The 13,801-nt window shown below is 43.7% G+C and carries 13 protein-coding genes and 1 pseudogene; 10 read left to right on the forward strand and 4 right to left on the reverse strand.

Going from position 1 to position 13,801, the window contains the following annotated elements; all coding sequences use genetic code 11:
- Positions 1–54: 54 nt before the first annotated feature.
- The gene (locus tag ACFQ0N_RS36425) at positions 55–975 is read left to right on the forward strand and encodes an alpha-helical endospore appendage domain-containing protein (RefSeq protein WP_379335094.1); all 921 of its coding nucleotides are present in this window, start codon (positions 55–57) and stop codon (positions 973–975) included.
- A gap of 348 nt (positions 976–1,323) precedes the next feature.
- Here ACFQ0N_RS36425 and ACFQ0N_RS36430 read toward each other — a convergent pair whose 3' ends face one another.
- On the reverse strand, positions 1,324–2,217 hold the full coding sequence (locus ACFQ0N_RS36430; RefSeq protein ID WP_379335096.1) for an alpha-helical endospore appendage domain-containing protein: 894 nt from the start codon (positions 2,215–2,217) through the stop codon (positions 1,324–1,326).
- Between the two features lie 808 nt (positions 2,218–3,025).
- Here ACFQ0N_RS36430 and ACFQ0N_RS36435 point away from each other — a divergent pair.
- From ACFQ0N_RS36435 to ACFQ0N_RS36475, 9 genes are all read left to right on the forward strand, one after another.
- The gene (locus tag ACFQ0N_RS36435) at positions 3,026–4,171 is read left to right on the forward strand and encodes a glycosyltransferase (RefSeq protein ID WP_379335098.1); all 1,146 of its coding nucleotides are present in this window, start codon (positions 3,026–3,028) and stop codon (positions 4,169–4,171) included.
- Between the two features lie 8 nt (positions 4,172–4,179).
- Complete coding sequence (locus ACFQ0N_RS36440; protein WP_379335100.1) at positions 4,180–5,280, forward strand: glycosyltransferase; 1,101 nt, start codon at positions 4,180–4,182, stop codon at positions 5,278–5,280.
- A 275-nt stretch (positions 5,281–5,555) separates the two neighbouring features.
- On the forward strand, positions 5,556–5,867 hold the full coding sequence (locus tag ACFQ0N_RS36445) for an alpha-helical endospore appendage domain-containing protein (protein ID WP_379335102.1): 312 nt from the start codon (positions 5,556–5,558) through the stop codon (positions 5,865–5,867).
- A gap of 234 nt (positions 5,868–6,101) precedes the next feature.
- Positions 6,102–6,425, forward strand: a complete 324-nt coding sequence (locus tag ACFQ0N_RS36450; protein WP_379335104.1) for an alpha-helical endospore appendage domain-containing protein — start codon at positions 6,102–6,104, stop codon at positions 6,423–6,425.
- A 43-nt stretch (positions 6,426–6,468) separates the two neighbouring features.
- A complete protein-coding gene (locus ACFQ0N_RS36455) occupies positions 6,469–6,846 on the forward strand; it encodes an alpha-helical endospore appendage domain-containing protein (RefSeq protein ID WP_379335106.1) in 378 nt (125 codons plus the stop codon).
- A gap of 18 nt (positions 6,847–6,864) precedes the next feature.
- Positions 6,865–7,467: a hypothetical protein gene (locus tag ACFQ0N_RS36460; RefSeq protein WP_379335108.1), complete on the forward strand. Its 603-nt coding sequence runs from the start codon at positions 6,865–6,867 to the stop codon at positions 7,465–7,467.
- A gap of 43 nt (positions 7,468–7,510) precedes the next feature.
- Positions 7,511–8,440 carry an MBL fold metallo-hydrolase gene (locus tag ACFQ0N_RS36465; protein ID WP_379335110.1) on the forward strand — a complete coding sequence of 310 codons (930 nt, stop codon included), beginning with the start codon at positions 7,511–7,513 and terminating at the stop codon, positions 8,438–8,440.
- Between the two features lie 711 nt (positions 8,441–9,151).
- Positions 9,152–10,297, forward strand: a complete 1,146-nt coding sequence (locus tag ACFQ0N_RS36470) for an exosporium glycoprotein BclB-related protein (RefSeq protein WP_379335112.1) — start codon at positions 9,152–9,154, stop codon at positions 10,295–10,297.
- A 281-nt stretch (positions 10,298–10,578) separates the two neighbouring features.
- Entirely contained in the window at positions 10,579–11,202 is a 624-nt protein-coding gene (locus ACFQ0N_RS36475) for a prolyl hydroxylase family protein (RefSeq protein WP_379335114.1), read from the forward strand.
- A gap of 53 nt (positions 11,203–11,255) precedes the next feature.
- Here the strand turns inward: ACFQ0N_RS36475 and ACFQ0N_RS36480 are convergent.
- The 3 genes and pseudogenes from ACFQ0N_RS36480 to ACFQ0N_RS36490 form a co-directional block, all read right to left on the reverse strand.
- Positions 11,256–11,714: pseudogene (locus ACFQ0N_RS36480) on the reverse strand (FAD-dependent oxidoreductase); the annotation flags it as partial.
- 573 nt (positions 11,715–12,287) lie between these two features.
- Entirely contained in the window at positions 12,288–12,962 is a 675-nt protein-coding gene (locus tag ACFQ0N_RS36485; RefSeq protein WP_379335116.1) for a DUF2225 domain-containing protein, read from the reverse strand.
- A gap of 7 nt (positions 12,963–12,969) precedes the next feature.
- Entirely contained in the window at positions 12,970–13,362 is a 393-nt protein-coding gene (locus tag ACFQ0N_RS36490; protein ID WP_379335118.1) for a globin domain-containing protein, read from the reverse strand.
- Positions 13,363–13,801 lie beyond the last annotated feature (439 nt).

A 13,801-nucleotide genomic window follows, 5' to 3' on the forward strand; every position in this document is an offset into this window, starting at 1 on the left:
TAAGAATGCGTGAGAAAAAGCGAGAAAACAATAATTCATAGTGGGAGGAAGACAATGTCACAAGCGAATATTCCTAATATAACTCCTAGCATCACTATTACTAGAGATGACGCCTTGAACCTCTTGTTATCTTCTATAGCGATTGAAGAGTTAGGGCTGGGACACATTATTAATGCTGAAGCTGAGAAACTCCAATTCGCTATTGGTACGCTGCCAGGACTATCGGTTCCGGCGACCATCAGTGAGCTGCTGCAGATAAATTCAAGTGTTCAAACTACGATGCAAGGATTAATTAAGAAAGAGCTGCTCCTTCAATCAAAACTGGAAAACATCTTGGCTGCTCCTTCTTTAGTAGGTCCAACCGGCCCGACTGGGGCTACAGGGCCATCTGGCGGACCTCCAGGAGCTACTGGCGCTACTGGCGCTACCGGAGCTACTGGCGCGACCGGAGCTATCGGCCCTACTGGAGCAACCGGGGCAACCGGCCCTACTGGCGCTACCGGCGCTAGAGGAGCAACCGGCGCTACTGGTCCATCAATTAGTTCACTTTCTGGTTTTGGATCTTTTTCCCTTAACACAGCAAATGGTACAGTAACTATACCAGTTGGCGGGGGCATACCGTTTAATCAAAGCCCTGTGCCGCCTGTTGGTATTAGTCATCCAACAGGATCTGACACATTTACTATCACTACCGCCGGCACCTATTTAATCATTTATGGGATACACTATACCGTTGCATCAGCTGCGCAGTTGCCGGTTAATACCATTATATTTTCAGGTGGATTCGGTCGTAGTGATACGACCCTTAAAAGTGGAACTGCTTCCAGTCTTGATGCTTGGATGACTAATAGTTCTATGCTGCCTTTAGCAGTAGGGGATACAGTGAGAATTGTTAACGATGGTCTCAACAGCTTTAATTTAACGCAGGTTGCAGGTGCTGCAGCATATATTACTTTTACCAGAGTGGGGCCATAAGATTTAAAGTGCTGATAATCTAGGATTTAAAATGGGGCTGTCCAATAAGTCCCCAAAATAAAAAGTTGGGCGGAGAAACGTAATCTTTTCCGTCCAACTTTTTTTATTACCTCAATCGGAAAAGTCAAGCGGCTCGTCGAGCGCTTTCTCCGGAGCGGCAAGCATGTACAAGTGGTATCCATTGAAATACTTCTCGCGCGCTATCCCATCCGGGGTCGCAGTCCGGCTGGGAGTATTCTTGGCGAGGAGGCGAAATGGTCTCGTCAGCCCTTTACAGGCAATAGTTGCCCCTACGGCTCCCTCACTCATACTGTCGTTAACGGATGATTCATCATTTTCGACTGATAGTTAACCAATCTGCATAATCGTCAACGAGGCGCCAATCGTACCGTCACTGGCTGTCGTAGTATTTGTATGATCATCATTGAACATCTGAAGGACGTTAGCGCCAGGTCCGGTGTTTAGAATGAATGCACCGGACAACGTCGTTTCAACACCGGCCGCTCCGCCATTGCCGACATGACTTCCAAAGAGAGGAGCACCGTTTAGCCGAAGGGCATAACTGATTCCTGAAGATGGCTCCTCAAACCCTTCCAGGTAACTGGAAATCCAATATATACTGTTAGGACTTAGATTGATATCTGCCGTACCTGGTATGAACGATATTCCGCTCCCATTTTGATTTAATAATGTGTCGAACACGTAAGCGGCTCCTGGCACTACGGTTTCCTGAACAAAGCTTCCCACCTTAATGTTGTTGGCTGTAAACGCACCGCCTGTGGCTCCGGTTGCTCCGGTTGCTCCAGCCGTGCCTGTGGCTCCGGTTGCTCCAGTCATGCCTGTGGCTCCGGTTGCTCCGGTTGCTCCAGCCATGCCTGTGGCTCCGGTTACCCCGGTTGCTCCTGTCGTACCTGTGGCTCCGGTTGCTCCAGTCGTGCCAGTACCTCCAGAAGTAAACGAAAGGATCGTCTCCAACTTTTGTTCAAGCAGCAACTCCTTCTTTATCGTTTCTTGTAGAGTTGAGCGAACACTTGCGTTAATACTTAGCAGATCACTGATTGTGGCCGGAGTACTTAGCCCAGGCAACGTGCCGATAGCGACCTGGATTTTCTCGGCTTCCGCGTTAATAATATGACTGAGTCCCAGCTCCTCTAGCGCAATGGAAGCAAGCAACAAGTTCAATGCATCATCCCGTGTTATGGTAATACTCGGTGTAATGTTCGGAATATTCGCTTGTGACAATGTACATCTACACTCCTTTATTTGGATTTCCTGCTTACCTACGCTATTTTTACAAATGAAAGTGAAGCAGATCTCCTATAGCCAGAGAAAGAATAGCGGTCCGCGAAAGCTGTTCTGTTGAATCAGAATCTCCATCCCAAAATGCTCCGTTTCCCTCCTGAACTATTTGAGTTGTAAAAGCCCCAAATTTCCGAGTGCCGTATTAACACTACTTCCAGAAGCTTGTGATGTTTTCAGTTTAGATTGCAAGAGCAGCTCTTTCTCAATAAAACCTTGCATGGTGGCTTGAACTTGGAATTTGTAATAGAGTGGGAGTGATATTGGGAAGATTCACTTGTAACCATCATCCGTCCCTTTTCTAATAGTTACAGTATATCCTATGCGGGGACAGATATTTTGCTTCTTTCTGATGAAAAGTTGATTGGAATACCTATTCAACCGGCTCGACTGACTTTGATCTCCTGGTATATTATCAATAATATGGATAATATCGTTTTAGTTTGAATTTTGTATTGGAGGTCGTGAACTGCCACGACCTTTGTGTTTGATTTCGGACGCACTCCCATGCCGACAATTCACGAGCCAATTCGGAGTTGGAAAGGATACGTCGTCCCAAACATTGGGTGGTCATTATGCTAAGTTCAACCTCGCAATAAGGGCATATCCTATCCTTCCAATCTTATTATTAGAGTTGCCCCAGATCTATCATATCAAGTGACAGCTCTCTTTTTCATTTGATCATAATGGAATCATTTTCAGAATACATAATGAAATAAACAGCTTTTTTCCCAATAACACATAGAAGGAGATGTTTGGATTGCCTAAGATTTCCCTATGTATGATTGTTAAAAATGAGGAAGAGAACATTGAACGCTGTCTGGCCAGCGTGAAGCCATTCGTAGATGAAATGATTGTCGTTGACACAGGCTCAACAGACCAAACAATTAGCTTGTGTCAAGCGGCAGGGGCCCAAGTGCAAATATTTGAATGGAACAACAATTTTGCCGACGCGCGTAATTATAGTCTCGATCAAGCGACGGGGGATTGGATTCTGTGGATGGATGCAGATGAAGTGCTGGAGGTATCTGCGGAAGCCGACTGGAAAGAACGGTTGGCCGAAGAAACCGATCATGTATTGAACGTTCATCTGGTTAACTATATCGGTGAATTACCCGATCGGAACGAGACATACCATATTGCCCATACTCGGTTATTCCGCAAGGGGCTAGGCCTCAGGTTTCTGTATCATATTCATGAAACGTTGAATGTTGAAGAGATTTTCGCTGGTGAACATGCACTCAACAAAATCAAACAGCATGATGGTCTGACCATCCACCACTACGGCTATCTCCAAGCTCGCACAATCGCCAAGCAAAAGAGTGAACGCAATCTACATATGCTGCTGCACGAGTTAACTCTGGATAACAACAACCCTTGGACGGAATACCATCTGGCTAGCGAATATTACAGACTTGAAAAATATGAACAAGCCTATGAGTTTGTAAATTTATCCATAGCTCGCTTTTTGAAGAAAGACAAACTGCCTCCTTCCTTGTTATACAAGTTGAAGTACTCGTGCCTCATTTCTATGGGGTGTATAGCCGGAATTCCTGCAGCCATCGACAAGGCAATCATGTTGTATCCCGATTATGTCGATCTGTATTTCTATAAAGGGGTAGCGTTATATTTAAGCAATCTGCTTTCATTAGCCCTGGAGGTATTCGAACAATGTCTCCTCATAGGAGAAGACAACATCCAGCACTTGACTTTGAAAGGTGCTGGCAGCTTTCATGTCTGGTATTATAAAGGACTCTGTCTGGATAAGCTCGGCAAAGTTGATGCAGCTGCAGATGCGTACAAGGAAGCATTGCGACTGTATCCGAGTTATTCCCATGCGGGCGAAGCCCTGATGAGGTTAAAAGAATCCAGACAGCACTCGGGTCTGAAGGAGTGAGTAAATCTATGGTTACCATAAGTCTGTGCATGATTGTCAAGGATGAGAAAGATATATTGGACCACTGCTTATCTTCTGTTCAGGGCATCGTAGACGAGATCATTATCGTCGATACAGGATCTACCGACAACACGAAGCAAATTGCGAGCAAGCATACCCAGCATATTTATGATTTCCATTGGATCGACGATTTCGCTGCAGCGCGCAATTTCTCCTTCGATCAAGCGACTCAAGATTACATTCTGTGGATGGACGCCGATGATGTATTGGAAGAGGAAGACCGCCTGAAATTCATTGCTTTTAAACAGCAACTGGATATTGACGTAGACAGCGTAATGATGCCGTATCATCTCGCCCATGACGCAGATGGGAAACCTACTTACACATTCCGCCGCAACAGACTTGTCAGGCGTGATCGCGGGTTCCGTTGGGAAGGAGCTGTTCACGAATTGCTCATCGTCAGCGGAACAATCATCCAGAGCGATATCGCCATCACCCACCGCAAAGAAAAAAAGCTGACCGATCGCAATTTACTCATTTTCCGCAAAAGAAAGCAAGCGAATGCAACATTCAGCCCGCGGGATTTGTTCTATTTTGCCAACGAGCTTAGAGATCACGGCTTCCACGAGGAAGCGGTTACTGTTTATAAGCAATTTCTTGCGACGAAGCAAGGATGGGTCGAGGATTGCTTCCATGCATGCATGAACATGGCGGATTGCTACGGTAGTCAAGGAAAAGAGACGGAGTCTGTAAAGGCTCTGCTCCTCTCCCTCGCGTACGGTCCCCCCAGAGCGGAGATGTGCTGCCGTCTTGGTTCGGTATTCCTGGAATCGAATCGTCTGGAACAAGCATTGTACTGGTACCATACAGCTACTCGGCTTGGCCAGCCGGATCACTATCTAGGTCCCGTTGCTCGTGAATACTGGACATGGCTCCCCCACGTTCAACTAAGCATCTGCTATGATAAGATGGGGCAATGGACGAAAGCCCAACTGCACAATGAAATTGCTTCCTTCCATAACCCCCGTCATCCTTCAATCATTAATAACCGAAAGTATTTTGCACAGAAGATAATCCAATCCGCTCTATCTTCGAGCGACTCCCTTTAAGTGCGTGTTCAATTTGCTCCCGACCCATTTCGCGACCAAAAGCGGACTTTTTTGAACAACCTCTTTAATAGTTTGGTTGCGTTCATCCCCACAATAATTAGTCATAATTGACCTCAATTCCCATATGATTAGATGTGCGCCATGAGTAAAATCGCTGGTAACTGTAACATCCTGTCAAGGGGGGGGGACTACATGCCGTCAAGTTAAGTAGCCTGAATCTTTATTGGATGATTCAACGACTGTGATTAGTTTAAAAAACAGAAGAGGTGATCATCATGTCTCAAGCATCCATCCCTAATATCACACCAACGATTTCCATTACTGTTGGGCAAACCGTGGCCCTATTGCTTGCTTCCATCGCTTTAGAAGAACTCGCTCTATCTCATATCTTGAATTCCGAGGCAGAGAAAATTCAATTCGTTCTGGGAACGCTACCAGGAGTTACCCCTGCAACACCAGTGACCTTATCGAATGTTATTGCTATCAACAACAGTGTCAGAACAACAATGCAGGATGTGATCAAAACTCAAATTCTGCTTCAATTCAAATTAGATAATATTCTTAGTACTCCAGGCGTTACCTTGTAATTTGCTTCTCTCATTAGCGGCAAATTGGAAAGATTTGCCGCCCCCCCCCCCTTTCATCTTAATGCAAACATTGGATAGAGAACAAACTAAGATAGAGATAAACAAACTAATCTACATAATCGTGTCCATCTTAACATAGGATGGAAATAGGAGTAAGCTTACAACCGGGGTTATATTCAGCGAGGGATTTCGTTATTCCAATGAATCTAGTTCCTAAAGAAGAGGTGAACTTTGATGTCCATGCCTAACATTCCCGATATTACACCAGAGATTACTCTTAATCGAAAAGAAGCCATCAACTTGCTCCTTACCTCGATAGCCCTGGAAGAAATCGGATTGTCCCATATTATAAATGCAGAAGGCGAGAAAATTCAACGTTTTGTCAAAGACCACTGTATCGACTTAGATGATGTTTTGGTTATTAACCGCAGCGTTGAAGTCATGCTGCGTAATGTCATTAAGAATCAGATGCTCCTGCAATTTAAACTTGAGGATATTATCAGATTAGAAGAACGCGAGTTAAAAGAACATGAGCACGAAGAATGCTTCGAGGAATAAAGTCCTTTTTAATTAACAAATCTGATCCGTAGGAGGCAGAACGATGCCTTATGAGAAATACCCAAAGAATTCCGACTCCTTGGATGATACGTTGGCTCAATTAGTCAAATCTATTGCGATAGAGGAAGAAGCGCTAGCTACCCTTATGCAAGCAGAAGCAAATAAAACACTTGCTTTTGTAGGGAAAGATCGGAACCTTCCAACGCAACCTTCCAGTATGGAATTTATCCAATTTAATCAAACCGTAACAAAAATACTAGACTCTATACTGATGGCCGAATGGATGTTGGCGAAAAAAATAGACTCTGTCAAACAGTTTCAGTATCTCATCCAACCATCTCTAAATAAAAAAGAAAATACATGGAAAGATATCGCTTTTTCTGACGATGAGCATGATCCCAGTGAAGATATTGATTACTGACTGAGGTGACTATTGATTATGTCCTATGGAGAATTTACTAAAAATAGACAAGGCTTATTGCTGCTTACCGGCGCTGTTGTACAATTAATTCTAACCTCTACAGCATTCCATCAGGATCAACGATTTAAACGAGAAATGGACCTGCTGACGTACCATAGCACCCAACAACTAATATTGTTAGACCAGCTCTATGAAGTGGTTCAGCAACGAATATACGCTTCGCTCGCTTATGGTCAGCTTGCGCCTCCTGCTTCAGAAAAAAAAGAGATGGAAATGTTGGAAGCCTGGATAAGTAAACTACTTACAGAGTTTCTTAACTTGATTGATACGGAAAAATTGCCCAAGCCATCGTATGTCTTATCACTGGAGCGATTGCGGGATAAATTGATTCCTGATTCGGTGAATCCTTGCGAGAATACGTCTACCGTTCCCACCGCAAAATCAGCTTCTGATGTATATGTTAAAACAGGCAGAATGACGAAGAGCGTCGTCAACCCCATTCTGCATTGGACGAAGAACAAATCAAAAACAACTCAAGTCACACCTGAAAAAAAGGCTAACAAAGCTGGTAATCCATTTAAAATCCAAATCGGTACCCAAGTATATAAAGGTTCATTCTGATCGAACAACGATTATGTAATGAAAATACGAAGGAGAAATTCATATGGCAAATGACAGACTTATACACGTTTCAGGCAGTAGTTATGCGTGGTCGGGAAAATATGCTGTAGGAGTTTATCTTCATGAGGAAACCAAACAAGCCTTTTTGTTCGATAGTGGCCCAAATGAAAAAATCGCGGAAATGATCAATCGTAAAATCAGCAATCAAGGATATACAATCGCCGCTATTATTCACTCCCATGGTCATATCTTAAATACGGGTGGCAGCTCTTATTTTAGGGAATATTATCCCGAAATAAAGTGTTATGCCTCCCGTTGGTCTGCACCATATATTAATCATCCGAGCTTTATTGCGCCTATCATCCCTATTTCCCCAACTCGAAAATTGGACATGTCGGAATTACTTGAGCCCTCCGATTCAGCTCCAATCATAACCGACACAATTCCATTTCGGGATGGTGTTTTTGAAATTAATGGCATCCCCTTTACAATTTATGCGCTGCCAGGTCACTTTCCAGGGATGATTGGTGTTCAAACACCAGATCAAGTGTTATACTGCGCCGATGCTTTATTTGGTACATCCACACTATCCCGACAAAAATTACTGTTTTTTACAGAACCTCAAAGAGCCAAAGAATCTTTAGAAAAATTAAAATCAATCCAAGCCAAGCAATATGTTCTTTATCATGGTGGTATTTATAAAAATATTAACGAAATAATTGAAGAAAATGTAACCCGTCTGGAGGATACATATAACGACGTGTTGACGTTGACCGAACAACAATCGCACACTCCAGAAAGCATTACGCAACACATAATGAGTAATTACGAATTGGAGAACAATGAGAAGCAATACTATTTAGCGTACACTGTCACACAGTCTTACATAAGGCTGTTATTGAACGAGGGCAAGATTTCCTCGAAAATTAAAAACGGCCTTCTTTATTATAAAAGTAATGACGTTAGAGATTAAAGGCTGCTACCCAAGCCCATAGGTATGCATCTGCAACATTAAGACGGTACAATTTTAAAGCTCATGAACGGTATTTTTCGGACTGAACAATTTCCCGCAATCTATTTAATTTATGTGGTGACGAGCTCAGCCGTGGATGCAAAGCCTTCTCGGGTTGCTGCCTACGTTCGGAATTTGGAACGATCGGAGCGAGCCCCCCTCCCCTCCGGTACATTCATCTCCTACCCACCGAGCAACAAAAAAAGACCCTCATAGGTCTGGCTTCTCCCCAATATGTTACCAAGTATAAGTCCCGTCGCCTCCGTATCAGTGAATGGCCTATCATTACATCACAAATGGATATTTCTTTTACCTTCAGGAGTCTCAATAGCTTCGTTATCCATCCCAACCAACGTTATGCATTAATCCGAGCGTACACTGCTCCCTGTCAAGTAGACTGTGTAAAGAATTGCCCAGGGACGATCTGCGAGATAGGATTCAAAATGATGCTAACGAAAAGATTGATGATTAGGTTGTTGTAACAGAATATATCCGAATACTTAAGTAAAAAACTAGGATAGCCATAGTTATTTGTGCGATCCTCGTTTTTTTGTTGTCTATTTACATAAACCCACACAATGTAAGAAAAAAAATAAGTTGTTGCCTCGGGAACATTTTCATTTCGAGGGGCATAATCTATATGGGATCTAACACAAGAAAGGAGGAAGGATTTTGTCACAAGCGAATATACCAAATATTACACCGAACATTACCATCAACAGAGATGAAGCTATAAATCTTATTTTGGCTTCTATTGCTATGGAAGAATTGGGATTGGCTCATATCATCAATGCAGAAGGCGAAAAAATCCAATTTGCGCTTGGAACACTTCCTGGATTAACAGGACCAGTTTCATTCAGTGATATACTTGCTGTCAATTCCGATGTACGTAATACTTTGAATACGATTATTAATAAAGAAATTTTATTAAATAATAAACTTGAAACAATTTTAACTGCACCTTCATTAACTGGTCCAACTGGAGCCACTGGAGCCACCGGGGCCACTGGAGCCACCGGAGCCACCGGAGCAACCGGAGTCACTGGAGCGGGAGCCACGGGAGCCACCGGAGCCACCGGAGCAACCGGAACCGGTGTAGGAGTAACAGGCCCGACTGGTCCTACCGGAGCTGCAGGATCCCCTGGTCCTCCTGGAATCCCTGGAGCCCGTGGAGCCACGGGAGCCACCGGTGCAGGAGTAACAGGCCCGACCGGTCCTACCGGAGCTCAAGGCTTCCCTGGAATTCCTGGAGAAAGGGGACTCCCGGGAGCCACGGGAGCCACCGGAGCCACCGGAGCCGGGGGAAGAGATGTTATTATCCCATTTGCATCAGGTACACCAGTTGCCTTAGTAGCAGCTTTGGTAGGGGAAGTTGGAACTCAAGGACTTATTGGATTTGGTACTAATGCTTTGCTTGTAGCCACCTTAGGAGGTATACTTGACCTCACAGGTGGAGTAACTGTACTTCTAAACGAGGCATTCTCCATGCCACGAGATGGTGATCTTACTTCAATATCAGCATATTTTAGTTTAGCAGATGCTGTAACGTTAGAAGGTGTTATTACTATTACTGCAAGGGTGTACACGTCCCCAGTACCAGATAATATCTTTGCCCAAGTCGCTTCTGTCGATTTAGCTCCAACCTTAGGACCTGGAGTAGTTGGTACAGGTACTATTTCTAGTATAACTACAACATTGCCAACTATCCCTGTCACAGCAGGAACCCGTATATTAATCGTATTTACTGCTGAAACAAATGGTTTGGATATTGGTATAGAAGTCAACGGTTATGCGAGTGCAGGGTTAGGTATTAGGTAACTAATGAATAGACTAATAGCTCTCAAGTAAATGGATTGGCTCAGATTATTGACAACCCCCAATTTTAAGAGGGGTTGTTTTTTTATATCAGCCAACGTACTAAAAAAATAAGAAGACCGCCTGTTTATTTACTCTTACTATTCCGCAAAACACGCTAGTTATAAATGATATAAGTGGTGAAAAATATGAACGCGTGGAGGAGCAAGAGTATCACCAAAAAAAGTCCAATGCATATACATAGATTAACTTAACTGAATTTACTTGTTGGGAGATGAATTTCTATGCAAGAACCTGCGCAGCTACTGAATCAACAACCGTTTATCGGTTACTATCCTTCGGTGGTCTCTCCAGAAGCTTGTCAAGCCCTGATTAATTTATCACGCGGCCAGTTAACACAAGCAGTCACGGTTGGTAAATACGGGGCGTCAGAAGTTTCTCATTTTCGGATTTCAGAATTGACTTGGTTCTCCCATAATCACAATGAAGTTGTACAAAGCATATGTAAGAAAATAGCAGAAATTATTGAGCAACCCGTTCATTACGCGCAAGAGTTACAAGTTGCTCAATATCGACCAGGCGGGAAATTTGACGCTCATTTGGATTGTTTTGATTCGCAAGAAGCATTCAAAGCATTTCTCGAGCATTCAGGTCAACGGTTATATACTGCGCTCCTTTATTTGAATGATGTTGTCTCAGGAGGAGAAACCTATTTTCCAAATTTAAATCTCGAAGTTTCTCCTACAACTGGAACGTTATTAGTTTTTGAAAACTGCCAACGAGGTACATCCATTCCTGACCAGCGATCGTTACATGGATCAAAAGTTTTAATGAGTGGAGAAAAGTGGATTGGTACACTTTGGTTTTGTGATCGACCACAATATCAAGATGAACCTCACCTACAATAAAGCTAAGAGGTGAGAGTCTTCTTGTGCTATTCATCGCGTTGTTCCGGCATTCAGCCGAGAGGGGGAAGCCATGAATTCAATGACGGGCTCCTTCCACTCGCGAACCAACTTGATGCGATGTCTTCTGCAGTAAGCTGAATGATCGGAAACATGTAACGAATCGCAGCCATAATATAATCGCGGTCTTCTTTTGTCATGACAGGTTGAATAGGGTCTGCTTTATAGAACGTATCCGTGGTGCCTACATACGTCTTGCCTTCGCGGGAAATTGCAAATACTATCTGTCCGTCCGGCGTGTCGAAGTAAACCACCTGCTCCGATGGAAATTTCGACTGGTCGATGACCAGATGAACCCCTTTGGACAGATGAAGATGCTTCCCGGTCTTGGATCCGTCTTTGCTGCGAAGCTAATCGCCCCAAGGCCCCGCGGCATTAACGATTTTTTTCGCCCGGAATTTAAATCTTTCTCCATCCAGTTGCTCAATCACCCGCACGCCGACGAGCTTTTTATTCATGTAGCGGAAGTTTCCTTGCTAGATAAGGATGTGAAGCCTCCGAAGTTTATGTTTTTCTTATCTCTTAAACAAAAAAACCGCAATAACACCTAAGTCATAGACTAAAGTGCAATTGCGGTTTCAAGATTCTCCAACCGAATTTTATTATTAACTTATTTAAAATGGCTCAAAACCATAATCAGTCCTTGACTTTGGGAGGCTTCCATGACAGATCGTTCTTGGCCCTGGCTAACTAAATGTAATTTCTGTAGTTCGTTCTTGCATGGGTTGGCTATAAAGCCAATCTAAATGGAAAAACTGCCGTTAGAATTGGGGAACGAGATGAAAGGGAACGATTTGGTCTGAATTAGCTGCATCATTTCCAGTTAGATTGCAAAAATCATCTAATCTGGCTTATTTACCTACATAAAATCCAGTTAGTTTGGTATAGAGGAAGTCAACCACTGATTTCAAGGTTGAGCCTTTAAAATTGTAGCATATTTCCTCTTTTATTTAAATACTTAAAAAAATATCAATAAAAAAAGAACTGCCCCTTGCCGGGACAGCTCTGCCACAAAGTCCGTATTCTATTTAATTCGCTGTCGGTGCGCTAGACTCTTGTTCCCGAATGAGCTGCCATTGCGCTCTGCTCGCTTGTATCATCGCAGTATCAACGATCTTTTTATCGTTCACTACACGCGAAAACCAGCGTACCGCTTCGCCGCGCTCGCCTAATCGGCGGTGCAGCTCTCCAATCAAGTACATCAATTTGGCATTGTTGATTGAGCTTCCTTCATTCTCATAGACATTTATGTAACGCTCTAATGCAAACCGTAGAAATTTTGCTTCCTGCTGCTGATCTCCCATCTCCCGGTACAACCAGGCTATATGATGAAGCAGCCCAGCTATCACGCGATCTTTCTCACTGACGATTTGCGCACAATTCAATGCCAGCTTGTAGCATTCCATTGCTTGCCCCACCGTACGCTCTCCGCCGTAATCACGCGAAATCCACTGGCTTCCCGCTTCTGCCACGTATTTGTCGCGCATCGCATCCGTTAATGCAGTCAATCCGTTCTCTGTCGACGCATACCCGCACGCTGGACATACCCGGACAACGTAATAATCCGGATTTATATGATGGTAATGTGCACAAAAATCGCTATCCCTGCCAGCCACACGTTTAAAGCTTGGTCGGATGCGGGAGGTTTGGAAAGCTTTTTCACAGCATACGCATGTCATTACAGTCTGATAGAGCGGCTCCATTCAAAAGTCACGTCTCCTCTTCACTAGGTGTATTGATGAAGTGATGAGCCGGTCCAGACAAACGCTCCAGTACATGGCGCTGTAAATCTTCAGGCAGATCGGTCTCCGCAAGTGATCTTCGCATACAATCAAGCCAAGCCTCCGCATGCTTTTCCGTAATCGGAAAACGCATATGGCGTCCCCTCATCATTGGATGCCCATATTCATCGGAAAATAAGGATGGACCGCCAAAAAACTGCGTTAAAAACTTGTACTGTTTGTCCATCACTGGCTCAATCTCTTCCGGAAACAGCGGCGCAAGGAGCGGATGCTCCTGTACCTTAGGATAAAATCCTTCTACAATTCGTCTGACCCCTTCGGCACTCCCAATCGCTTCATAAGTCGATTTATAAGCTCTCATTGATTTCCATCTCCATTTTATAGGACTTTTGGCGTAAGTCAAATGTTATTTGCTCTATACTTATATATTTATAGTAGACTATGTTCGCGATAAACACAAAAAAATGCCCAGCTTAGCAGGGCATTTTGCGACTATTGATGCACTTCTAGCTTTCATAATCCTCTTCCCCGGGAGCCACGATTGACTCGCGGATGACATACACGAAGGCACAAACGAGGATGCCGGTAACAATACTCACTAGTCATCACCCCGACGTCTGAATGTAGTTCTATTTTAGCATAAGCTTGTCGAAAAATCATTACATTTTGCAAGCGTTTACTATTATTAAATTTTACGCTATCCCTTATTTTTTTATGCATCCCTTATTGCTTGTACTGCTTTTGTTCCCCTGCATCATATAAATAAGTAGTCGGAATAGACTACTTCTAGAGGTTGTTCA

The sequence above is a fragment of the Paenibacillus sp. GCM10027626 genome, from assembly GCF_042676285.1.
In the GTDB taxonomy this organism is placed as follows: Bacteria; Bacillota; Bacilli; order Paenibacillales; family Paenibacillaceae; genus Paenibacillus_Z.